At 57.9% G+C, this 22760-nt stretch carries 19 protein-coding genes; 14 read left to right on the forward strand and 5 right to left on the reverse strand.

What is annotated here, in order from left to right; translation table 11 throughout:
• The first annotated feature begins 110 nt into the window (after positions 1-110).
• The 7 genes from FA92_RS20850 (at position 111) to FA92_RS20880 (ending at position 5784) form a co-directional block, all read left to right on the forward strand.
• The gene (locus FA92_RS20850) at positions 111-1130 is read left to right on the forward strand and encodes an isopenicillin N synthase family oxygenase (RefSeq protein ID WP_013196171.1); all 1020 of its coding nucleotides are present in this window, start codon (positions 111-113) and stop codon (positions 1128-1130) included.
• Between the two features lie 35 nt (positions 1131-1165).
• A complete protein-coding gene (locus FA92_RS20855; RefSeq protein ID WP_033785173.1) occupies positions 1166-1969 on the forward strand; it encodes a MetQ/NlpA family ABC transporter substrate-binding protein in 804 nt (267 codons plus the stop codon).
• Entirely contained in the window at positions 1962-2750 is a 789-nt protein-coding gene (locus FA92_RS20860; protein ID WP_013196173.1) for an ATP-binding cassette domain-containing protein, read from the forward strand. Before FA92_RS20855 ends, FA92_RS20860 begins: the two co-directional genes overlap by 8 nt.
• Positions 2738-3406, forward strand: a complete 669-nt coding sequence (locus FA92_RS20865; RefSeq protein ID WP_033785011.1) for a methionine ABC transporter permease — start codon at positions 2738-2740, stop codon at positions 3404-3406. The genes FA92_RS20860 and FA92_RS20865 overlap by 13 nt, the downstream gene beginning before the upstream one ends.
• A 9-nt stretch (positions 3407-3415) precedes the next feature.
• Positions 3416-4486, forward strand: a complete 1071-nt coding sequence (locus FA92_RS20870) for an iron-containing alcohol dehydrogenase family protein (RefSeq protein WP_033785012.1) — start codon at positions 3416-3418, stop codon at positions 4484-4486.
• 97 nt (positions 4487-4583) lie between these two features.
• Entirely contained in the window at positions 4584-5201 is a 618-nt protein-coding gene (locus FA92_RS20875; RefSeq protein WP_033785013.1) for an NAD(P)H-dependent oxidoreductase, read from the forward strand.
• Entirely contained in the window at positions 5176-5784 is a 609-nt protein-coding gene (locus FA92_RS20880; RefSeq protein ID WP_033785014.1) for a TetR/AcrR family transcriptional regulator, read from the forward strand. The genes FA92_RS20875 and FA92_RS20880 overlap by 26 nt, the downstream gene beginning before the upstream one ends.
• Positions 5785-5866: 82 nt before the next feature.
• On the opposite strand, the gene malG is transcribed toward FA92_RS20880, so the two are convergent.
• Genes malG through malE form a run of 3 tightly spaced genes read right to left on the reverse strand, consistent with a single transcriptional unit; the run spans position 5867 to position 9565 of the window.
• Positions 5867-6757, reverse strand: a complete 891-nt coding sequence (gene malG, locus FA92_RS20885) for a maltose ABC transporter permease MalG (protein ID WP_033785015.1) — start codon at positions 6755-6757, stop codon at positions 5867-5869.
• A gap of 32 nt (positions 6758-6789) precedes the next feature.
• On the reverse strand, positions 6790-8316 hold the full coding sequence (malF, locus tag FA92_RS20890; RefSeq protein ID WP_033785016.1) for a maltose ABC transporter permease MalF: 1527 nt from the start codon (positions 8314-8316) through the stop codon (positions 6790-6792).
• 58 nt (positions 8317-8374) lie between these two features.
• A complete protein-coding gene (gene malE, locus FA92_RS20895; RefSeq protein WP_033785017.1) occupies positions 8375-9565 on the reverse strand; it encodes a maltose/maltodextrin ABC transporter substrate-binding protein MalE in 1191 nt (396 codons plus the stop codon).
• Between the two features lie 362 nt (positions 9566-9927).
• On the opposite strand from malE, the gene malK reads away from it, so the two are divergent.
• The 5 genes from malK to FA92_RS20920 all read left to right on the forward strand — a co-directional run bounded on the left by malK (position 9928) and on the right by FA92_RS20920 (position 14212).
• Complete coding sequence (gene malK, locus FA92_RS20900; protein ID WP_013196181.1) at positions 9928-11037, forward strand: maltose/maltodextrin ABC transporter ATP-binding protein MalK; 1110 nt, start codon at positions 9928-9930, stop codon at positions 11035-11037.
• Positions 11038-11080: 43 nt separating this feature from the next.
• Positions 11081-12382 (forward strand): maltoporin, encoded by a 1302-nt coding sequence (locus FA92_RS20905; RefSeq protein ID WP_013196182.1) that lies wholly within the window; start codon positions 11081-11083, stop codon positions 12380-12382.
• Positions 12383-12480: 98 nt separating this feature from the next.
• Positions 12481-13416, forward strand: coding sequence for a maltose operon protein MalM (gene malM, locus FA92_RS20910; RefSeq protein ID WP_033785018.1), 936 nt, complete (start codon positions 12481-12483; stop codon positions 13414-13416).
• A 194-nt stretch (positions 13417-13610) separates the two neighbouring features.
• Entirely contained in the window at positions 13611-13832 is a 222-nt protein-coding gene (locus FA92_RS20915) for a type II toxin-antitoxin system prevent-host-death family antitoxin (protein ID WP_013196184.1), read from the forward strand.
• Positions 13829-14212, forward strand: a complete 384-nt coding sequence (locus FA92_RS20920) for a type II toxin-antitoxin system death-on-curing family toxin (RefSeq protein ID WP_033785019.1) — start codon at positions 13829-13831, stop codon at positions 14210-14212. The genes FA92_RS20915 and FA92_RS20920 overlap by 4 nt, the downstream gene beginning before the upstream one ends.
• Positions 14213-14374: 162 nt before the next feature.
• On the opposite strand, the gene malQ is transcribed toward FA92_RS20920, so the two are convergent.
• Together malQ and malP are read right to left on the reverse strand one after the other, a co-directional pair.
• On the reverse strand, positions 14375-16441 hold the full coding sequence (gene malQ, locus FA92_RS20925) for a 4-alpha-glucanotransferase (RefSeq protein ID WP_033785020.1): 2067 nt from the start codon (positions 16439-16441) through the stop codon (positions 14375-14377).
• An 8-nt stretch (positions 16442-16449) separates the two neighbouring features.
• Positions 16450-18852 (reverse strand): maltodextrin phosphorylase, encoded by a 2403-nt coding sequence (gene malP / locus FA92_RS20930; RefSeq protein WP_033785021.1) that lies wholly within the window; start codon positions 18850-18852, stop codon positions 16450-16452.
• A gap of 282 nt (positions 18853-19134) precedes the next feature.
• Here malP and malT point away from each other — a divergent pair, with 282 nt between their 5' ends.
• Together malT and FA92_RS20940 are read left to right on the forward strand one after the other, a co-directional pair.
• The gene (gene malT / locus FA92_RS20935; RefSeq protein WP_033785022.1) at positions 19135-21837 is read left to right on the forward strand and encodes an HTH-type transcriptional regulator MalT; all 2703 of its coding nucleotides are present in this window, start codon (positions 19135-19137) and stop codon (positions 21835-21837) included.
• A gap of 398 nt (positions 21838-22235) precedes the next feature.
• On the forward strand, positions 22236-22760 hold the full coding sequence (locus tag FA92_RS20940; RefSeq protein ID WP_239780561.1) for a YfiR family protein: 525 nt from the start codon (positions 22236-22238) through the stop codon (positions 22758-22760).

The raw sequence follows: 22760 nt of genomic DNA on the forward strand, positions 1-22760 counted from the left end.
GGGCGGTGGGATATTCCCATCCGCCGCATATCCATAGCAGGATTAGTTGGTAGTTAACGCATAACTGAAATGGCAAGGTAAAACGATTCTATGCCAACAGAGTGTTAATCATGAGTGCGTTAACCCCATCAGAATTGCCGGTCATTGATTTCGCATTATTGTCAGGTAATCAACAGCAGCAGCGACAGGTTCTGGAAAAATTAAGCCAGGCCGCGCGTGATGTCGGTTTCTTCTACTTAATTAATCACGGTATCGACCGTGAATTACTGGATGAGGTTCAGCGGGTCGCACGGACGTTTTTTGCTCTGCCGCAGGCGGACAAAACGGCGGTCGCCATGGCCAACTCACCGCATTTTCGTGGTTACAACCTGGCGGGCGTGGAAATCACCCGCAGCCAGCCCGACTATCGTGAGCAGTTCGATATTGGCGCAGAGCGCGAAGCACTGCCCGTCACCGCCGATTCCCCGACCTGGCAACGCATGCAGGGGCCGAACCAGTGGCCTGAAGCCTTGCCTGAATTGCAGACGGTGGTGACCCGCTGGCAGCAGCAGATGACTGCCGTGGCGCTGGAGCTGCTGCGCGCCTTTGCCGAAGCGCTGAACCTGCCACGTAACGCCTTCGATAACCTTTACGGCGACTATCCCAACGAACATATCAAACTGATCCGCTATCCGGGCCGCACCGAGGGTGAATCACGCCAGGGTGTAGGTGCACACAAGGATTCAGGTTTCCTGACCATGCTATTACAGGACGACCAGCCGGGTTTGCAGGTTGAAGTGACGCCGGACAACTGGATCGATGCCTCACCTTTGCCGGGCGCGTTTGTGGTCAACATTGGCGAACTGCTGGAGCTGGCGACCAACGGCTATCTGCGCGCGACGGTACACCGCGTGGTGTCTCCGCAGCAGAACAATGAGCGGTTATCCATCGCCTTCTTCCTTGGCGCACAGCTCGACGCCGTCGTGCCAATCTATCAGCTTCCCCCGCAGTTGGCTGAGCTGGCGCAGGGACCGAGCAGCGATCCGCTTAATCCGCTCCTGCGAGAAGTGGGCTGGAATTACCTTAAAGGCCGGCTGCGTTCGCATCCGGAAGTTGCCCAGCGTTTCTATCCCGAACACAACACCCACTAAAAACTACGACTGATAACGATAAGAGATAAATGATGATGATTAAAAAGCGCTTTCTGGTTCTGGCTGGTCTTTCACTGCTGATTGCTCAAAGTTTACAGGCGGCACCGCTGCGCGTGGCGGCCGATCCGCTGCCGCATGCGGAAATCCTTGAGTATGTCAAAACTCTGGATCCGAAACTGGATATCAAAATTGTTGAGCTGAGCGGGGGCGTGAATGCCAATGAACTGCTGGCATCCGGGGATGTCGATGCCAACTACTTCCAGCATCTGCCTTATTTAAAAGATCAGGAGAAAGCGCTGGGAAAAACCTTTGCCGTGGTCGCCAGTGTGCATATTGAGCCGCTGGGGATCTACTCGCGTAAGGTGAAATCGCTGGCGGCATTGCCAGAGGGCGCAAGCATTGCCGTGCCGAACAACACCACCAACCTGAGCCGCGCACTCTGGCTGTTGCAGGATAAAGGGGTGATTAAACTTAACGCGCAGGGCGAGGCGGGTTCGACGCTGGTGACGCCGAAAGATATCAGTGAAAACCCGAAGAAAATTAAAATTGTTGAGATCGAATCACCGCAGCTGCCACGGTCACTGGATGACGTTGATGCCGCCATTATCAACGGCAACTATGCCCTGGAAGCGGGTCTGAATCCGGCGAAAGATGCGCTGGGGCTGGAGTCCGCGGCGCATAACCCTTACGCCAACCTGCTGGTGACCACGCCTGAACTGGCGAAAGATCCGCGAGTGATTCAGCTGGCGAAAGATCTGCGCTCGCCGCAGGTGGCAGAGTTCATCCGTAAAACCTATCAGGGCTCTGTGATTCCGGTCGCGGACCAGCAGCATGATTAAGCTCAGTCATCTCAGCAAACACTACGCTGGCGCACCTGCGCCAGCGTTAGACGATATCTCTCTGACCATTGAAGAGGGCACCATCTTTGGTATCCTGGGCCGGAGCGGGGCGGGCAAAAGTACGCTGCTGCGCTGCCTGAACCGGCTGGAGAGTCCATCCAGCGGGCGGATTGAGATAGATGGTCAGGATCTCGCCACATTGAGCCTGGCGCAGCTGCGTCAGCAGCGCCAGCAGATGGGGATGATCTTCCAGCACTTCAATCTGCTGCATTCCCGTAACGTGCAGGACAATGTCGATCTGGCGCTGGAGATTGCCGGTGTGCCCAGGGCGGAGCGCCGCCAGCGGGTCGCCTCGCTACTGAAACTGGTGGGGCTGGAGTCCTTTGCGGCCGCCTGGCCGTCGCAGCTCTCAGGTGGACAGAAACAGCGCGTCGGCATCGCCCGCGCGCTGGCCGCCCGACCGCGTTATCTGCTGTGCGATGAGGCCACCAGCGCGCTGGACCCCGAAACCACCACCTCGATTCTCGATCTGCTGGCCGATATTCAGCAGCAGCTCAATATCACAGTTGTGTTGATTACCCATGAGATGGCGGTAGTAAAACGTATCTGTGACGGTGCGGCGCTGCTGGAGAATGGCCAGCTGGTCGAGAGCGGCACGCTGAGCCAGATCATGGGACGTGAAGAGGGACGCCTGCGCAAAATGCTGCTGAAGGATGGCGAAGCGGACCGGGCGTTTATTGAAAAATATCAGCGAGAGGCATTAACCCGATGCGTAGCATGAGTAGCGATCGGTTTCAGGAACTGCTGTTGAACGCCACAGGCGAAACGTTATATATGGTGCTGCTGGCGGCACTCTTTACGGTTGCGATAGGTTTACCGGTGGGCGTGCTGCTGTTCCTGACCCGTCCCCAGGGCATTCTGCCTAACCGCGCGATTTCACTGCTGCTCAATGCGCTGGTCAATACCGGGCGCGCGCTGCCGTTTGTGGTGCTGCTGATCGCACTGATTCCTTTTACCCGCCTGCTGGTCGGCACCACGCTCGGCAGTACCGCCGCGATTGTCCCGATTACGCTGGGCGCCTTTCCCTTCTTTGCCCGCATCGTGGAGAACGCGCTGGATGAGGTCGATCGCGGCCGCATTGAGGCGGTAGTCTCAATGGGCGGCACGCTGTGGCATATCGTCAGCCGCGTATTGCTGCCGGAAGCACTCCCTGCGCTGGTGGCGGGCATTACCCTGACTATTGTGATGCTGATTGGCTTCTCGGCGATGGCGGGTGTGGTCGGCGGTGGCGGACTGGGCGATCTGGCGATTCGCTACGGCTATCAGCGCTTCGATAACCAGATCATGGCGGCCACCATTGTGGTGCTGCTGGCGCTGGTGATGCTGATTCAGAAACTCGGTGACCGCCTGATGCGTTCGCTGGCTTATCGGCGTTAAGGGGCATCGATGTTTCGTGTAATGTCGCCGAAAGGCTACCTGCAACGGCCCGGACTCCGGTCTGAAGTGGGTGAGATTATCCGGCCGCTGGCCTCGCATATTCACATCCTCACGTCGCCGAACGCCTGGCAGGCGGTGAATCCGGCACTGACCATCAGCCTGGAACAGGCAGGTATTCGCTGGCAGCTCGACATGCTGACCGGTGAATGCACCGATGCGGCGATAGCTGCTCTGCAACAGCGGGTGCAGACGCACGGAGCCACCCTGATACTGGCAGTGGGCGGTGGCCGGGTGCTGGACTGTGCCAAAGCGGTCAACGATGCCCTGCCGGATGTGCGGCTGGTCAACTTCGCCACGCTGGCTGCCACCTGCGCGGCCTGGTCTCCGCTGGCAATTATCTATAACGAGCAGGGCGGGCATCTTCGCAGTCAGCCACTTAATGCCATGCCGGAATGGATTCTGGTGGACAGTGAAGTGATTGCCCATAGCGACGTCCGCTACCTGCGATCCGGTATTGTTGACGCGCTGGCAAAATGGTTTGAGTTTGAACCTTATCAGCGACAGACGCGGCACCGGATGGCGCTGGATCTTAAAGTCGCCGCCGCCTGGCAGGCGGTGACTGTGCTGAAACAGTGGGGTGAAACGGCGGTGGCCGATAACCTTGCGCAACAGGTGACCCCAGCGCTGGAGAAGGTGATTGAAGCCAATATTGTGCTGGCAGGGCTGGCGAACAGTATTCAGGACGCAATGGCGACGCCCGGCTTTGCCCATGTCATCCATGATCGTCTGACGCACCAGCCGGAACTGCATCACTGGCTGCACGGCGAAAAGGTCGGTTTCAGCCTGCTGATCCAGTCCTGGATTGAACAGCAGGGCAAACAGGTCGAGCCGGAACTGCTGTCGCTGCTGCGCCGTTTCCACTCGCCCCTGACGCTGCCCGCGGCTATCGACGCCGACACCGTGCGGCAAATCGCGCAGCAAATCCACTTTCCGGCCGCCAGCCTGGCACATCTTCCCTTTACGTTCGACCCTCATCAACTGGAGCAGGCTCTGCTGGCGACGGCTGCGTTTAAACCGTAAATGCGGTTAGTCAGAAGAACAGACGTTGCCGTTTGCTAACCTACCAATAGTAACTTACCCTTAGTAGCTTATTGGCTAATCAGGTAAGGTGACAACGATGCATGCACTCATAGTGACTTCTCATCCTGACCAGGATGCGCATTCCCACCACGTGGCGGACCAGCTGGCGCAGGGCATAATCTCGACAGGGCACCATACGGTTGAAAAGGCCGATCTGGCGGCAGAAGGGTTTGATCCGCGCTTCACGCTCGATGATCATCGACGTTTCAACGGTCAGGCTATGGCATCGCCCGAAGTGCTGGCGGAACAGCAGCGACTGGACCGCGCCGATGCGCTGGTACTGGTCTATCCGATTTACTGGTGGTCATTCCCGGCACAGCTAAAAGGCTGGATCGACCGGGTGTTTATCCAGGACTGGGCCTTCAGCGAACAGGATGGTCGGGTAATTAAACGCCTTGGCCATCTGCCTGTGCATCTGCTGGCGATTGGCGCGGCGGACACCCGAACCTTTCTGCGGCGCGGCTATTTCACCAGCATGCGTAATCAGATTGAAAACGGCATCTTTGACTATTGCGGTGCGCCGGTGGTGACCAGTGAGCTGTTACTGATCGGCGATGAAGGTTATCCTGAGTCGCACTATCAGCTGGCGCAGGCTCTGGGCCAGCGTCTGTTCGCCCATCAGGAAAAACATGACCGTAGAAAAAACACCCCGTAAGCGTCTGTCACGTGAGGCCCGACGCAGGCAGTTGTCAGACGTCGCGTGGCAGATAATGCAGACGGAAGGCAGCGAGGCGCTGACGCTGGCGCGGGTCGGCGACGCCGCGGGTGTCAGTAAACCGGTGGTGTATGACCATTTCACTACCCGTCATGGGCTGCTGGCGGCGTTGTATGACGATTTTGATCGCCGCCAGAGCGAGCGGATGGATGCGGCGATGGATGCCGCGCCAGTCAGGCTGCAACAAAAAGCGGACGTGCTCGCGGCCTGTTATGTCGATTGTGTGATGACGGAGGGGCGCGAAATCCCCGAACTGCTCTCCGCGCTCAGTACCTCACCGGAAATGGCCGCCCTCAAACGCCATTATCAGCTCGACTTTATTGCCCGCTGTCAGTGCTGGCTTGCGCCTTTTGCTGGCAGTAGCGGTATTGCGGAAGCCGGCATGTGGGGGCTGCTGGGGGGCGCGGATGCCATCGCAGGCGCAGTGGCACGCGGCGATATCAGCAAGCCGGAAGGTCAGCAGGCGATAGCGGCTATGGTGATGGCGCTGGTGGCAGACAGTCTGGCGTCAGAAGTGGATTAGAAAAAAGGCGGCCCGCAGGCCGCCGAATCATTCAACCACAACAGGCGTTGTGTAAGCAGTGGCAACATACAATGATGATCGTTTAGCCTTTCACCCCGCCCGCGGTTAGTCCGCTGACCAGCCAGCGCTGTGCCAGCAGGAAAACCAGGGTGATCGGAATCGCGGAGAGCACCGCCGCCGCGGCAAAATCTCCCCACAGGTAGTTCTGCGGATTGAGGTACTGCTGCATCCCCACCGCCAGGGTATAGCTGTTGACGTCGCGCAGCAGCAGCGAGGCGACCGGCACTTCAGTTACCGCGGCGATAAACGCCAGAATAAATACCACCGCCAGAATCGGCACCGACAGCGGCAGTAGCACCAGCCGGAACGCCTGCCACGGCGTTGCGCCATCCAGCGCGGCGGCCTCTTCCAGTGCCCCATCGATGGTTTCGAAATAGCCCTTAATCGTCCAGACATGCAGCGCAATGCCGCCCAGATAGGCGAAGATTACCCCTCCGTGAGTATTCAGCCCGATAAAGGGCAGATACTGGCCGAGACGATCAAACAGCGCATAGAGCGCCACCAGCGACAGCACCGCCGGGAACATCTGGAAAATCAGCATTCCTTTCAGCAGGCTGGCGCGACCGGTAAATCGCATACGGGCAAACGCATAGGCGCAGGTGGTGGAGAGCGCCACGATGCCCATCGCGCTGATTGCCGCAATCTTGATCGAGTTCCATAACCACAGCAGCACCGGGAAGGGCGGCGGCGTCACGCGTCCGTCGGCATGTTCAACGCTAAAGCCCAGCGCCAGCCGCCAGTGCTCCCAGGAAATCTGCTCCGGGATCAGGCTGCCGGTGGCAAAGTTACCGGCTCGCAGGGAAATCGCGATCACCATCAGCAGCGGAAACAGAATCGCGGCAATAAATAACAGCAGCAGCAGATGCGTGGTCAGCAGACGCAGCCGTTGCGATTTGGGTTGTACCATAGCCATAACAACTCCTTAGCGCCTGGTCCATCAGGCTATTAATCGAATTTCATCCGCGAGGCTTTCAGGTTAATCACCGCCAGCGCACCCACCAGCAGGAAGATCAGCGTGGCAATGGCGGCCGCCAGACCAAAGTCCTGCCCGCCACCGCCTTCAAAGGCGATACGCCAGGTATAGTTCACCAGCAGGTCGGTATAACCGGCTGGCGTGGTAGTGCCCAGGCGATCCGGCCCGCCGTTGGTCAGCAGTTGCACCAGCACAAAGTTATTAAAGTTAAAGGCAAAGCTGGCAATCATCAGCGGCATCAGCGGCTTCAGCAGCAGCGGCAGCGTAATCAGGAAGAAGTTCTGTAGCGGTCCGGCACCGTCCATCGCCGAGGCTTCATAAAGGTCGTCGGGAATGGCTTTCAGCAGTCCCATGCAGAGGATCATCATGTAGGGATAGCCGAGCCATGTGTTGACGATAATCAGCATGGTGCGCGCCAGCGTCGGATCGCTGAACCAGGCGGGCTTCACGCCAAACAGCGCGCTCAGCATCACGTTGATCTCACCAAAGCTCTGGTTAAACAGCCCCTTGAAAATCAGGATCGAGATAAAGGCCGGCACGGCATAGGGCAGAATCAGCATCACCCGATAGACCGCTTTGCCGCGCAGCGCTTCCCACTGCACCAGACAGGCCAGCACCATGCCCACAGCCACGGTCAGCACCACTGTGATCAGCGAGAAGAGCAGCGTCCAGCCAAATATCGCCAGGAACGGCTTCTGAATCCCTTCGTCGGTAAAGACCCGCACGAAGTTTTTCCAGCCGGTATTTACGGTAAAACCGGGACTCAGCGTTTCGTTGTCCCAGTTATTGTCTGCGTTGATGGCCTGATAAAAACCGGTCTGCGGATTGGCGCGGTAATGCGTGCCGCTCTGCTGGTTAATTAGCTCGTCCTGCGCGCCAGCCCGATAAAGCGGCTGGGTGCCGGAGAACTGGCGCAGCGAACTCATCCGCAGCTGACGGCCATCCGGCAGCTCGGCGCGGAGCTGGCTCAGCGCCTGACGGTGGGTGGTGATCGCTCGGAACGTCGCCCGTTCGCCTGCAGGTGGCGTGGCAGGCGTCATTTTCAGCGTCTGATCTGCGCCAAATGCAAATGGCGGAGAGACAAAATTGTCTTTGCCATCGTTCAGCACCAGCTGCCAGCGATCGCCCGCCGGGAAGAGTGAAAAATTCACCGCCTCACCCGACTGGAAGGTGCGGCCCAGCAGCACCTGCTGCGCCCGCTCAAAGGTAAGCTGGTTACTGCTGCTGTAGTTGGTAAAGGCGATGGCGATAGTGCAGGCGAGGGGGAACAGCACAAACAGCGCCATGCCTGCGACGCCAGGATAGACATAGCGCCACGCATAGGCGCGACGGTTGGCAAAAATCCACAGTCCGGTCGCGCTGAGGATCAGCGTCAGCAGCGCAAACATATATTCGCCCTGCGCGTACATCAGCACCAGCAGATAGCCGACCAGCAGACAGCAGAGCCCGATGAGAACGCTTTTCAGCAGCAGACTGCGCGTTTTCGGTTTTCCTGACATGATGCGGTTTTCCTTAACGATCACTCAAGCCGGGTTGCCCCGGCTGTAAACGGGAGAATTACTTCTTCAGACGGGCCTGGGCATCTTTCAGTGCGGCGTCAACGCTCTGACGTCCGCCCAGCGCGTTCAGGGTCGCGGTGCGCATCGCGTACCAGAAGGCCGCCATCTGCGGGATGTTTGGCATGATGTCGCCCTGTTTCGCGTTGCTCATGGTGGCGGCGATACGCGGATCTTTCTCCAGCGTCTGCTGGTAAGATTTCAGCGCCACGGCACCCAGCGGCTTGTCTTTGTTAACCGTTTCCAGCCCGGAATCGGTCAGCAAATAGTTCTCCAGGAACTCTTTCGCCAGTTCTTTGTTCGGACTGGCGGCGTTGATCCCGGCGCTCAGTACGCCGACAAAGGCTTTAGACGGTTTCCCGTTCAGCGTCGGCAGTTCTGTAACGCCATAGTCGATGCCGCTCTTATCCAGATTGCCCCATGCCCACGGACCATTAATGGTCATGGCGGTCTCGCCCTTGTTGAAGGCGGCTTCGGCAATGGAGTAATCGGTGTCCGCATTTAGCGTTTTGGCTTTAACCTGATCGACCAGGAATTGCATGCCCGCTTTCGCCCCGGCGTTATCGACGCCGACATCCTTCACGTCATAGTGTCCGTCGGTCAGCTTAAAGGCATAAGCCCCGCCCGCAGCCAGCAGCGGCCAGGTGAAGTAGGGCTCCTGCAGGTTAAACATGATGGCGCTTTTGCCTTTGGCGCGCAGTTGCTTGTCGAGCGCGGCCATCTCTTCCCAGGTTTTTGGCGGAGTCGGCAGCAGCTTTTTGTTGTAGATGAGTGACAGCGACTCAACGGAAATCGGATAGCCGATCAGCTTGCCGTCAAAGCGCACCGCATCCCAGGTAAACGGGAAGATCTTCTCGCGGAAGCTGGCATCTGGCGTCACTTCTGCCAGCAGGCCCGACTGCGCGTAGCCGCCAAAACGGTCATGCGCCCAGAAGATAATGTCCGGGCCATCGCCGGTCGCTGCGACCTGCGGATACTTCTCTTCCATTTTGTCAGGATGTTCGACCGTGACTTTGATACCGGTCTCCTGCTCAAACTTCTTACCCACTTCGGCAAGGCCGTTATACCCCTTGTCACCGTTGATCCAGATGACCAGTTTACCTTCCTCGATTTTTGCCATCGCGCCTGCTGAAAAGAGCACGGCAGAGAGGGCAGAAAGGGCCAGAATTCGTGCTCCGGTTTTCATCGTCATAAATCCATCCTGTTAGCGGAAGTGGTGAATGCTCTGTCGGCATCATTGTGCGTATCCACACCGGCATCTCATCCTCCCGCGCTCTACGCCCCTGGCGTAATCGCTGTGATCGCACTGGCAAAAAGCGCCTTAAGCGCGAGCTGAAGCGGTAAAAAATCCTGCAGGTCTGCGTCAGCGATCACAAAAAAGCGCGGCACCGCGCGGCCTGCCGCGTCAGCCCGCGTTTCTCCTCCTCCCGCCTCCTCCCCCAGCAGATTGCGTGGCGGCGGAGGATGTGACTCCCTGTTTCCTCTCGCATAGTGAGCCCCGGAACCCGTCTGCCGCCCGGCAGACACGAATGTGCAGCTAAGAGGGAAGGGATCATGGCGAGCGTTGTGCTACGCAATGTCACAAAAGCCTGGGGCGATACGGTGGTGTCGAAAGATATCGATCTCACTATTCGTGAAGGGGAATTTGTTGTTTTCGTTGGCCCGTCGGGCTGTGGCAAATCGACGCTGCTGCGCATGATTGCCGGACTGGAAACCATCACCAGCGGCGAACTGTTAATCGGCGACCGGCGCATGAATGAGGTGCCGCCTGCTGAACGTGGCATCGGCATGGTGTTTCAGTCTTATGCGCTCTATCCCCATCTGTCGGTGGCGGAGAATATGTCTTTCGGCCTGAAGCTGGCCGGGGTGAAAAAAGCGGAGATCCATCAGCGCGTCAATCAGGTCGCTGAGATTCTGCAACTGGCGCACCTGCTCGATCGCCGTCCCAAAGCCCTCTCTGGCGGCCAGCGTCAGCGCGTGGCGATTGGTCGCACGCTGGTGGCGGAGCCGCGCGTCTTTCTGCTCGATGAACCGCTGTCGAATCTCGACGCCGCGCTGCGCGTTCAGATGCGCATTGAGATCTCCCGTCTGCATAAGCGCCTGAAGCGCACCATGATTTACGTCACCCACGATCAGATCGAAGCGATGACGCTGGCTGACAAGATTGTGGTGCTGGATGCCGGGCGCATTGCGCAGATCGGCAGGCCGCTTGAGTTGTATCACTATCCCGCCAACCGCTTTGTCGCCGGGTTTATCGGCTCACCCAAAATGAATTTCCTGCCGGTCAAAGTGACCGCCACCGCCATCGATCAGGTGCAGGTGCGGCTGCCGAATCAGCAGCTGGTCTGGCTGCCGGTGGACAGTGCCGGGGTCCAGGTTGGCAGCAATATGTCACTGGGTATTCGCCCGGAACATCTGCTCTCCAGCGATATCGCCGACGTTACCCTGGAAGGGGAAGTGCAGGTAGTGGAACAGCTGGGGCATGAAACACAGATTCACATCGAGATTCCCGCTATCCGTCAGAACCTGGTTTACCGCCAGGAGGACGTCGTGCTGGTAAAAGAGGGCGCCATCCTCGGTATTGGCCTGCCGCCCGAGCGTTGTCACCTGTTCCGCGAGGACGGGAGCGCGTGCCGCAGGCTGTATCAGGAGCCGGGTGTATAGCCCTGCCAAAAACAATAAAAGCAATGACCTCAGGAGATAGAAAATGTTAACTCTGCGCAAACTTCCCATTGCCGTTGCCGTCGCGGTGGGAACCCTCTCCGCCCCGACGATGGCGGTTGATTTTACCGGTTACGCCCGTTCCGGCATTGGCTGGACCGGCAGCGGTGGCGAGCAGCAATGTTTCCAGGCGACCGGCGCTCAAAGTAAGTACCGTCTGGGTAACGAATGTGAAACCTACGCCGAACTGAAATTAGGCCAGGAAGTGTGGAAAGAGGGCGACAAAAGTTTCTATTTCGACACCAACGTGGCTTACTCCGTAGCACAGCAGAATGACTGGGAAGCGACCTCACCCGCCTTCCGCGAAGCCAACGTCAAAGGTAAAAACCTGATCGACGCACTGCCAGGTTCCACCATCTGGGCCGGTAAGCGCTTCTACCAGCGTCACGACGTTCATATGATCGACTTCTACTACTGGGATATCTCCGGTCCGGGCGCGGGTCTGGAAGATGTTGATCTCGGCTTTGGTAAGCTCTCTTTCGCGGCAACCCGTTCGTCTGAAGCCGGCGGCTCTTACACCTTCTCCAGCGATCGTATCCGTGACTTCGCCACCAGCACCGCCAACGACGTGTTTGATGTGCGTCTGGCCGGTCTGGAAACTAACACGGATGGCGTGCTGGAACTGGGTGTCGATTACGGCCGTGCCAATGCCCGTGATGACTACCGTCTTGAAGATGGTGCGTCGAAAGATGGCTGGATGTTCACGGCTGAACATACCCAGAGCATGCTGAAAGGCTACAACAAGTTTGTGCTGCAATACGCAACCGACGCGCTGACCTCGCAGGGCAAAGGCGTGCCGCAGGGCACCAGCCTTAATAACAACGGTGACATGTATCGTATTCTCGATCACGGCGCAATCTCGCTGGCGGAACGCTGGGACCTGATGTACGTCGCCATGTATCAGAACATCGATCTGGACAATAACCGCGGCACCGAGTGGTACACCGTCGGTGTGCGCCCGATGTACAAATGGACGCCGATCATGAGTACGTTGCTGGAGCTGGGCTACGACAACGTGAAATCGCAGCAGGCTGGCGAGCGCAATGGACAGTACAAAGTGACGCTGGCGCAGCAGTGGCAGGCGGGTGACAGCATCTGGTCCCGACCGGCGCTGCGTCTGTTCGCAACCTACGCCAAATGGGATGAGAAGTGGGGCTATAGCAAAGACAACGCCGGCGATCTCACTACCTTCGCCTCTGCTGACTCCACCGGCAACGGCATCCTGACTAACAGCCGTGGCAACAACGACGAAGTCACCTTCGGCGCGCAGATGGAAATCTGGTGGTAAACCTTTTCTGACAGGCGCGCCCTCGCGCCTGAGGGATCTCTTTGGTCGTGGTGTGCCATTGCCTGGTTCACCCCGCGACCTGCAATAAGGTACGCATAATGAAAATGAAAAAACTGGCTGCACTCTGCCTGAGTGCGGCGCTGCTGACAGGGCACGCTCTGTCTGCCCTGGCCGATGTTAATCTGGTGCCGCAGGATCTCTCCGCTGCACCCGTCGTGGCTCCTGAAACGTTACAACGCCTGAGCTGGCAGCCTCTGGCGGCCTCTCAGACCCAGACCACTAAACTGGCTAATAGCGGCCAGCCGCTGAACGCGCCACACATTGCCGGGCCGGTCGCGGCTTACAGTCTGCCCGCCACGATTGGCGAACTGACGCTGACGCTGAGCAGCCTTGTGGAGAACGGTCAGGTTTTTGCACCAAACGTGCTGGTGCTGGATGAAAATCTGCGTCCGGCGGCCTGGTTTCCCAGCCGCTACTTTACCTACCAAAAGCCGGGTGTGATGACGGCGGATCGGCTGGAAGGCGTGATGAAACTCACGCCGGCGCTGGGCCAGCAGAAGATTTACCTGCTGGTGTTCACCACCGACAGCGATCTGACACAGACCACCACACTGCTCGATCCGGCCAAAGCCTATGCCCAGGGCACCGGTCATGCCGTACCGGATATCCCCGATCCCTTTGCCAGCCACAGCCGCGAAGGCACCATTAAGCTGAAAATGCAGACCAGTTCCGGCTCCTCGATTCTGGTCGGGCCACTGTTTGGCTCATCCGGGCCAGGCCCGGTCACAGTAGGTAACAGTGCACCGGCGGCAACGGCCTACAGCGCAGCGGCTGCTTCGGCCGCCGCGCCCGGGCCAAAAGCCCGTGCTGAACCCATCATGAGCGACACCGAGCATTACTTTAATCAGAAGATCACGCAGGCAGTGAACAGCGGCAACATCGACAAGGCGCTGAAACTGCTGGATGAAGCCGAGCGGCTGGGTTCTACCTCTGCACGGCAAACCTTTATCAGTAGTGTTAAAGGCAAGGGGTGATGCTGCCCCGACGCTATTGATGTTGTCCCATCTGGTGCGCTCTGGCGCACCTTTTTTTGTTGCGACACGCACCCTTGCCCTGGTGTTGTCTGGCTGAGCAATCTGTATAAAAACGGGTGAGCAAACATAATGCTCTGAAGTTGCGAGTTGTACGTTACTGATGTACATTTCATTATCTGATTTCAGGAGGCTATATGCGTAGTTACACCACCACTGAGGCCCGACAAAACATTGCTGAAGTCATGGACACAGCTACGGCCGGTGAGCCTGTAGAAATAACCCGGCGCGATGGTTCTTCTGCTGTACTTATCAGTCGCGACGATTTTAATGCCTGGCAGGAAGCAAAACTGGATGCCGAATTTGCCGACATTATGGGGCGACATTCACGTACGGTGAAGGCACTGGCTGACCGATGAAATGGGTTAGTGCTCAGGAGGTGATAGCTTTTCATGATCGTCTGCTGGCTGTTCTGCCAGGTATCAAGGGTATGCCAGAACCCCAGAGAGCAGAAGCTATCATTTATAGGGTACAGAACCAGCTCTATTATGAAGGTGTGGAAGATATCTTTGTATTAGCCGCCATCTACCTCATCGCTATATCCCGGGGACACATTTTTAATGATGGTAATAAGCGAACTGCATTTTTCGTCACGATGGTTTTTTTGAATCGTAACGGCATAGCTATACGTGATGAAGATAATGAACTCGAAGAATTAACGGTATCTGCCGCTACTGGTGATGCTACGACTGAGGTCATTGCTGCTGTATTGCGGCGATTATCGTTTTTGTCTCCGTAAGAGTCATTTTTGTTGTCAGCCCTGCATGTTTGAAATTTTCTCCGCCTAAACGTAATAATCCGGGAGCAGGTTTTCGTCCGTAAATGATGACGACAGGATTTGCTATCAAATGAACAAACCCCGAAAATTTCGGGGTTTGCTCTTTTAATCTTAACTCCAGCCTTAACCCCGCAGCAGCCGCTTACGGCGAGCCGTCAAATCCCTTAACAACATATCAGTTTCCGCATCGCTGAACAGTGCCTCAACAGTCACGCTCAGCTTGCGTCGCCAGTTCGGGTATTCGTCGCTGGTGCCGGGAATGTTGACCGGCGCGGCCATATCCAGCCAGTCCTCCGGTTGCAGACCCAGCAGGGCGCTGTGGCTGTCCGCCAGATAGCACTGCATCGCCCGGTTCAGTGCTTTACTCATCCCGGTGCGGCGTGCATCGCGTCCGGCACGTTTCGGCAGCGCACCGACCCGATGCAGACTGCTCAGCAGCGCCTGTTTCGCCCGGCGTCGATCCTGATACAGCCCGGCCAGCACCACTTTGTCCGGATAAAGACCGAGTTGCGCGCCGGTCGTCAGATCGTCACTTTGCCACCAGCCGCGCAGCGTCGGGAGATCGTGCGTGGTGGCGACAGCCATCGCCTGACGTGGCCAGCTGGTAGGCGGACGAAAACCGGCGTCGGAGGTCTGTTCGAACCAGAGCACTTTATAGGAGTAAACGCCGCCATCCCGCAGCTTATCGACAATCGCTTCCGGCACGGTGCCGAGATCTTCGCCAATCACCATGCAGCGATGACGCTGGCTTTCCAGTGCCAGAATCGCCAGCAGATCGTCGATGGGATAGTGCACATAAGCGCCATGGTCGGCACTTTCTCCCGCCGGGATCCACCACAGCCGCATCAGCGCCATCACATGATCGATACGCAGCGCGCCGCAGTGACGCATGCTGGCGCGCAGCAGGCTGATCCACGGCTCCCACGCGCGCTGACGCATCACCTGCGGATCCATGGGCGGCAATCCCCAGTCCTGACCGCGCGGGCCAAGAATGTCCGGCGGTGCACCGATGCTGGCTTCCATGCAGTAGAGATCGCGCTCGCTCCACGTCTCTGCGCCACCCTGGGCGACGCCTACCGCCAGATCGCGATACAGTCCAATCGGCATCTGCTGCTGCTGGCAACAGTTCCAGCAGCTTTCAAACTGCTGTGCGGCCAGCCACTGCAGCCAGAGCCAGAAACGCACCTGATCCTGATGCTGATTTAAAAACGTCTGCACCGCCGGGCTGCCGGGATGCTGTAACGCCTCCGGCCAGACCGGCCAGCCCCAGCGTCCGCTGTCCTGCGCCATCTGATCCGCATGCAGCGCATCAAACAGCGCCTGATGCAGCAGGCTCTCGCCGCCTTCACTGACAAAAGCATTAAACGCCTGCACCTCAGGATCGATGGCGTCACGCTGGGTAAACTGCGGCCACGCCAGGCTCAGCGCCTGAATTTTCAGCCGCGTCACCGTCGCATAATCGACCCATTCGGCTGCGCGAGCCTGCGCCAGCGTCTGCTGCGTCTGCGGCAACTGCCACCAGGCCTGCGCGGCGGCGCTCTGCCGGAAGTCAGTCACCTCGTTCACATCGATGTAAAGCACATTGAGCCAGCGCCGGGAAGACGGGCTGTAAGGACTGGCGCTCTCCGGGCTGGAGGGAAACAGCGCATGAACAGGATTAAGGCCGATAAACGCGCCGCCGCGTGCGGACACCTGCGGCAGCATGCGGCGCAGATCGCCAAAGTCGCCAATGCCCCAGTTTTCGGCCGAGCGCAGGGTATAGAGCTGCACGCAGGCACCCCACAAGGATTCACCCGCCAGCAGTTGAGGGGGTTCATAACAGCGGGCAGGGGCAATAATCACCCTGCATGACCACTGCTGCGCGCCCTGTTGCAGCGTCAGTTGGTGATAGCCTTCGGGCAGCGGCGGCAGATGCAGCGGCTGGGCGGGCTGGCAGCGACCGGAGCTGATCTCACCTGCCTCGCTGATGAGATGCCAGTGGGCATCGTCGCTCAGCTGCGGCGAGAGGCTGAGAGACTCGCCGCTGCGAAAAATTACCGCCGGTGGCAGCGGCGCGCTTAGCGGATGCGCAGGCTGCATCACCGCCAGCAACCGCTGGCGGGTCAGGGTCGGAATCGCCTGTGGCTTGCCGTGTGCATTGATATACTCAGCGGCGATGCCTGCCAGAGAAAATTCATCCAAAACTTTCATGGCGGTCCTTAGCGTTTCGCTTGCCAGATGCGCTGCTGGTAATCGCGGATCGCGCGATCGGAGCTGAACATGCCACAGCGCGCGGTATTGAGGATGGTGGCACGCGTCCAGGCCTCCTGATCGCTCCACAGCAGTTCAACCTGCGCCTGTGCGTCCAGGTAGGGCTGGAAGTCAGCCAGCACCAGATAAGGATCGCCGCCTTCCGGGCCAAGACTGTGCAGCATCGCGTCAAACGCGTGCAGGTCGCCCTGGCTGAAGGTGCCATCTTCCAGCGCCTGTAAAACCTGATTGAGCTGCGGATCTTTTTTGCGCCACTGCGCCGGGGCATAGCCCTCTGCTTTTAACGCCTTCACCTGTTCCACGGTATGCCCGAAGATAAAGATGTTTTCGCTGCCGACCTGCTCAGCGATTTCAACGTTCGCGCCATCCAGTGTGCCGATGGTCAGCGCACCGTTAAGCGCCAGCTTCATGTTACCGGTGCCGGAGGCTTCTTTACCGGCGGTAGAGATCTGCTCAGAGAGATCGGCGGCGGGAATCAGCCGCTCGGCAACGGAGACGTTGTAATCGGGAATAAACACCACTTTCAGCCGGTCGCCAATACGCGGATCCTGATTAATCACCTCAGCCACTTTGTTGATGGCGTAGATGATATTTTTTGCCAGCGCATAGCCCGGCGCGGCTTTGGCACCAAACAGCACCACGCGCGGCGCGCGATTCGCCTGCGGATCGCTGACCAGCGTCTGCCACAGCGCAATGATGTGCAGCAGGCTGAGATGCTGACGTTTGTACTCATGCAGGCGCTTAATCTGCACATCAAACAGCGCAGTCGGGTCGATTTCGATACCGGTGCGGTTTTTGATCCAGCCGACCAGCGCCTGTTTGTTCTGCTGCTTGATGGCGCGATAGTCCGCGCGGAAGGCGGCGTCATCCGCAAAGGCTTCCAGTCCCTGCAGGGCATCGAGATCGTTCAGCCACGGCTTGTTCAGCGTTCGGGTGATCAGCGCACTCAGCGCCGGGTTGCACTGATTAATCCAGCGGCGCGGCGTAATGCCGTTGGTGACGTTATGGAATTTCTCCGGCCACAGCTGGTGATACTCCGGGAAGAGATCCTGCACCACCAGTTTCGAATGCAGCGCTGCCACGCCGTTAACGGCAAAGCCGCTGGTGACGCAGAGATTGGCCATCCGCAGCTGGTTGTTATGCACCAGCGCCAGTTTTGCCCATTTTGCGTCATTGTCCGGCCAGCGCGCCGTGACAGCCGTTTTCAGCTGCGCGTTCAGGGTGTTGATAATCATCATATGGCGCGGCAGCAGGCTGCGCACCAGCCGGACATCCCAGCACTCCAGCGCTTCCGGCATCAGGGTGTGGTTGGTGTAGGCGAAGGTGTGCTGGGTGATCTGCCACGCGCGATCCCAGTTCAGCTGATGCTCGTCCAGCAGCAGACGCATCAGCTCCGGAATCGCCAGCGTCGGATGGGTGTCGTTCAGCTGGATCACTTCGTAATCGGCCAGGGTTTCAATGTTGCGTCCGGCCAGATGATGACGACGCAGAATGTCAGCCAGCGCGCAGGCGCACTGGAAATATTGCTGCATCAGACGCAGCTTTTTACCGTTCTGGTGATTGTCGTTGGGGTAGAGCACTTTGGTCAGTTTTTCTGCATCAATGCCCTGTTGTTCCGCGCGCAGAAAGTCACCGTCATTGAAGCGACCCAGATTAAACGGCTGCGCATGTTTCGCCTGCCACAAACGCAGTGGCTGACTGATGCCATTCTCATAACCGACCACCGGCAGATCCCAGGCTTCACCAGTCAGTTCAAACGCCGGCTGCCACTGCGGCTGCCCGCCAATGGTCACCACTTTACCGCCCAGCCCGACCCGCACGTTGAGCGCGGCGTTGTGGTTAAACCACGGATAGCGATCGCGCTGCCAGTCATCCGGGCCTTCAATCTGTGCGCACTGCTCAAAGCGCTGGCGGAACAGTCCGTACTGATAGTTCAGACCGTAGCCCGTCGCAGGCTGACCCACGTTCGCCATGGAATCCAGGAAGCAGGCCGCCAGCCGACCCAGGCCGCCATTGCCCAGCGCCGGATCCGTTTCGTTTTCCAGCACGTCGGTCAGTGAAACGTTCCAGGCCGAGAGCGCGTCGTTAACCGCGTCATACCAGCCCAGGTTCAGCAGGTTGTTGCCGGTCAGGCGACCCATCAGAAACTCCATCGACAGGTAGTTAACATGGCGCAGGTCTGTCGGGACCGGGGGAGCAGGCTGCGCGGCCAGCATATCGGCCAGCGCACCGCTGAGTGCCTGCCACCACTGTGCGTGGGTCATCTCCTGCGCATCGCGCAGGCCAAAACGCTGCCACTGACGGGTCAGGGCCGCGTTGAACTGAGTCGGGTTGAAATCGGGCTGTGTCATGGTTGATGTCCTGTAAAAACAGAAAATGGGTCAATGTGGCGACAGTCTGCCCGGGTGGAAATCATTGCTCATCCTCCTGCAAAGAATTAGGGCAGGAGGATAGGGAGGGTGGAGAGGATGAGGCTAATCCGAAATTGTCGCAGGAGTGTGATTGCGCCCGCTTTTGTAAAGTTTAATTAATGGGTTTGCTTGCATTCATCTAACGAAATGCTGAACCTGTGTAAGGAATAATTACGAAGCGTAAAATAATGATGCGCTCGACAAATGGAGAAACGCGCGCCCATGTTAATACCCGCCAAACTCAGTCGCCCGGTGCGTCTTGAAGGCACCGTGATCCGCGAGAGATTGCTGCAAAAGCTCACCGCTGCCGGTAACTATCGGCTGGTGCTGGTGACCAGTCCGGCGGGCTACGGTAAAACCACACTGGTGTCACAGTGGGCGGCGGGGAAAAGCGATCTGGGCTGGGTTTCTTTAGACGAGGGTGATAATCAGCCAGAGCGCTTCGCCGATTACCTGATCGCGGCACTGCAACAGGCAACACACGGCGGCTGTCCCCGCAGTGAGCTGCTGGCGCAGAAGCGGCAATATGTGAATCTCAACGCGCTGTTTTCCCAGCTGTTTATCGAGCTGGTGGAGTGGCAGCGGCCGCTGTGGCTGATCGTTGATGACTACCATCTGATCACCAATCCGGTTATCCATGACGCGATGCGCTTTTTCCTGCGCCATCAGCCTGAAAATCTGACCCTGATTCTGATGTCTCGTAACCTGCCGCAGCTCGGTATCGCTAATCTGCGGGTGCGGGAGCAGCTGATCGAACTGGGCAGCCAGCAGCTGGCGTTCACCCATCAGGAGGCGCGCCAGTTTTTTGACTGTCGTCTGGCGGCCCCGCTGGAAAGCGAAGAGAGCAGCCGCCTGTGTGATGATGTCGCAGGCTGGGCGACGGCGCTGCAGCTGATTGTACTATCGGCACGCCAGGGAGCCAGTTCGGCGCAGCATTCCGCCCGGCGTCTCTCCGGCATCAATGCCAGCCATCTCGCCGACTATCTGGTTGAAGAGGTGCTGGATAACGTCGATCTGCCGACCCGCCATTTCTTGCTGAAAACCGCGCTGCTGCGCTCAATGAATGATGAACTGATCGCCTGCGTGACCCGCGAAGAGAACGGTCAGATGCGGCTGGAGGAGATCGAACGCCAGGGACTGTTTCTGCAGCGCATGGACGACTCCGGCTGCTGGTTCAGCTACCATCCGCTGTTTGGCAACTTCCTGCGTCAGCGCTGTCAGTGGGAACTGGCGGCAGAGCTGCCTGCGCTGCATCGGGCGGCAGCCGAGAGCTGGATGGCGCAGGGCTTTCCCGGCGAGGCGATTCATCATGCGCTTGCCTCGGGCGATGCCACCATGCTGCGGGACGTGCTGCTGAAGCACGCCTGGACGCTGTTTAATCAGAGCGAACTGCCGCTGCTGGAGAACTCTTTAAAAGCGCTGCCGTGGGAGATGATGCTCGACAACCCGATGCTGGTGCTATTGCAGGCGTGGCTGATGCAGACTCAGCATCGCTTTTCAGAAGTCGACAGCCTGCTGGCGCGTTTTGAGCAGGCCAGCCACTGCGAGATTGACGCGGCACTGCGCGGTGAATTTAATGCGTTGCGCGCTCAGGTGGCGATCAACGATGGCAAGACCGATGAAGCGGAGCGGCTGGCGAAAGTGGCGCTTGATACCCTGCCAGCCAGCCGTCACTACAGCCGCATTGTGGCAACCTCGGTGCATGGTGAGGTGATGCACTGCAAAGGCGAACTGGACGATTCACTTAAGCTGATGCGGCAGACCGAACAGATGGCGCGTCGCGATGAAGTGTGGCACTACGCGCTCTGGAGCCTGATTCAGCAGAGCGAAATTCTGTTTGCGCAGGGCTTTTTGCAGGCTGCTTATGAGATCCAGAGCCGCGCCTTTGTGCTGGTGGAAGAGCAGCATCTGGCACAGTTCCCGCTTCATGAGTTTCTGCTGCGCATACGTGCCCAGCTGCTCTGGGCCTGGGGACGACTGGAAGAGGCAGAGCAGGCGGCGCGCGAAGGCATCAAGGTGCTGAACGGTTTCCAGCCGCAGCAGCAGATCCAGTGTCTGGGATTGCTGGTGCAGTGCTCGCTGGCGCGCGGCAATCTGGATAACGCCCGCAGCTACCTTAACCGTCTGGAAAACCTGCTGAACAACGGTAACTGGCACAGCGACTGGATTGCTAATGCCGACAAAGTGCGGGTGATCTACTGGCAGATGACAGGCGAAAGCCAGAACGCCCGAGACTGGATGCGGCTGACACCCAAACCCGCCTTCGCCAACAACCATTTTCTGCAGGGGCAGTGGCGTAACATCGCCCGCGCGCAGATTCTGCTGGGCGATGTCAGTCAGGCGGAAGTGGTGCTGGAGGAGCTGAATGAGAACGCCCGCGCCCTGCGCCTGATGAGCGACTTAAACCGTAATCTGCTGCTGCTGAATCAGATCTACTGGCAGACCGACCGCAAGGCGGAGGCGCAGCGCGTGCTGATCGAGGCGCTGAAACTGGCGCGCAGCACCGGCTTTATCAGCCACTTTGTCATTGAAGGCGAGATGATGGCGCAGCAACTGCGGCAGCTGATACAGCTTAATACCCTGAATGAGCTGGACAGCCACCGCGCCCGCCGCATCCTGCTGGAGATCAACAAATATCACCGTCACAAGTTCGCCCATTTCGATGAAGGCTTTGTCAGCCGGTTGCTTAACCATCCTGACGTGCCGGAACTGATCCGCACCAGCCCGCTGACGCAGCGCGAATGGCAGGTGCTGGGGTTAATCTATTCGGGCTACAGCAACGATCAGATTGCCGGTGAGCTGGCGGTGGCGTCTACTACCATCAAAACTCATATCCGCAATCTCTATCAGAAACTGGGCGTGTCACATCGCAGCGAAGCGATGAATCAGGTGCAGTCGCTGCTGAAAATGATGGGGTATGTCTGAGGGTATTAGGGGGAAAGATTAATTGCGGAATATCGCTGGCGCGATGGATTATCAGCATCACGTTTATTCTTGCGCCTTTATGCAGTCTGTGCCTTACAACGAACAGCCAGGCGGATTGCTGCACCAGAAGAGAGACGTAATTACCCACTACAAATAGCCGGTGAAATGCGTTAATCCTCTGCCGGCCGTCTCTGCCAAAAGCCGTTACGACCAAAGACTATTCCGTGAATAAGCCTGTCTGAAAGTATAAGCAGAATGATCTATAGCTAAGAAAATTCTGTGTGCAAGCGTAACCCGCGCTATGTTAATATTTGTGCGCTTATTCAGCTCTCCTGCCGTGCGTAGCATTACCGGAACGCAGTATGACCGATAAATATCATCTTCATCATGACGTCGATGTGCTGCTTCTGCTGCGCCGCATCTGCCAGATCGCCTTAACGCTACTTATTCTGCTGGGTCTTCATCCCTCTGTTGCTCTGGCCGGGATAAAGGATAACAAGGCTAATCGTATCGTCAGCGGCATCATCAGTTTTACCCACTGGCAAAATTTAAATAAGCCGCCTGAATTATGTGTTTTTACTTCAGCGCGCCATCTCTCTTTGCCGCAAAACAGCGCCGCTGCAGCAGCGACATTCACCGTTGTCTATCTTACGGGTGCAGGTGATCTCGCGTCGCATCGCTGCGACGCTCTTTATTTCGGTGATCAGACACCGCGGCAGCAGGTGGACATTATTGAGCAGCTGAAGGGAAAAGCGGTGCTTACCCTGGCAGAGAACAATGCGGAATGCGCTGTGGGTGCCGCTTTTTGCCTGATTTTTCAACCGGACCATACGCACTTCTCCGTTAATCTCGATTCACTTGCCAGAAGCGGTGTCAGAGTGAATCCGGATGTGCTTTTACTCTCCCGCGAGGGAAGTGAATGA

The organism is Pantoea sp. 9140 (genome assembly GCF_000745295.1).
GTDB lineage: Bacteria > Pseudomonadota > Gammaproteobacteria > Enterobacterales > Enterobacteriaceae > Pantoea > Pantoea vagans.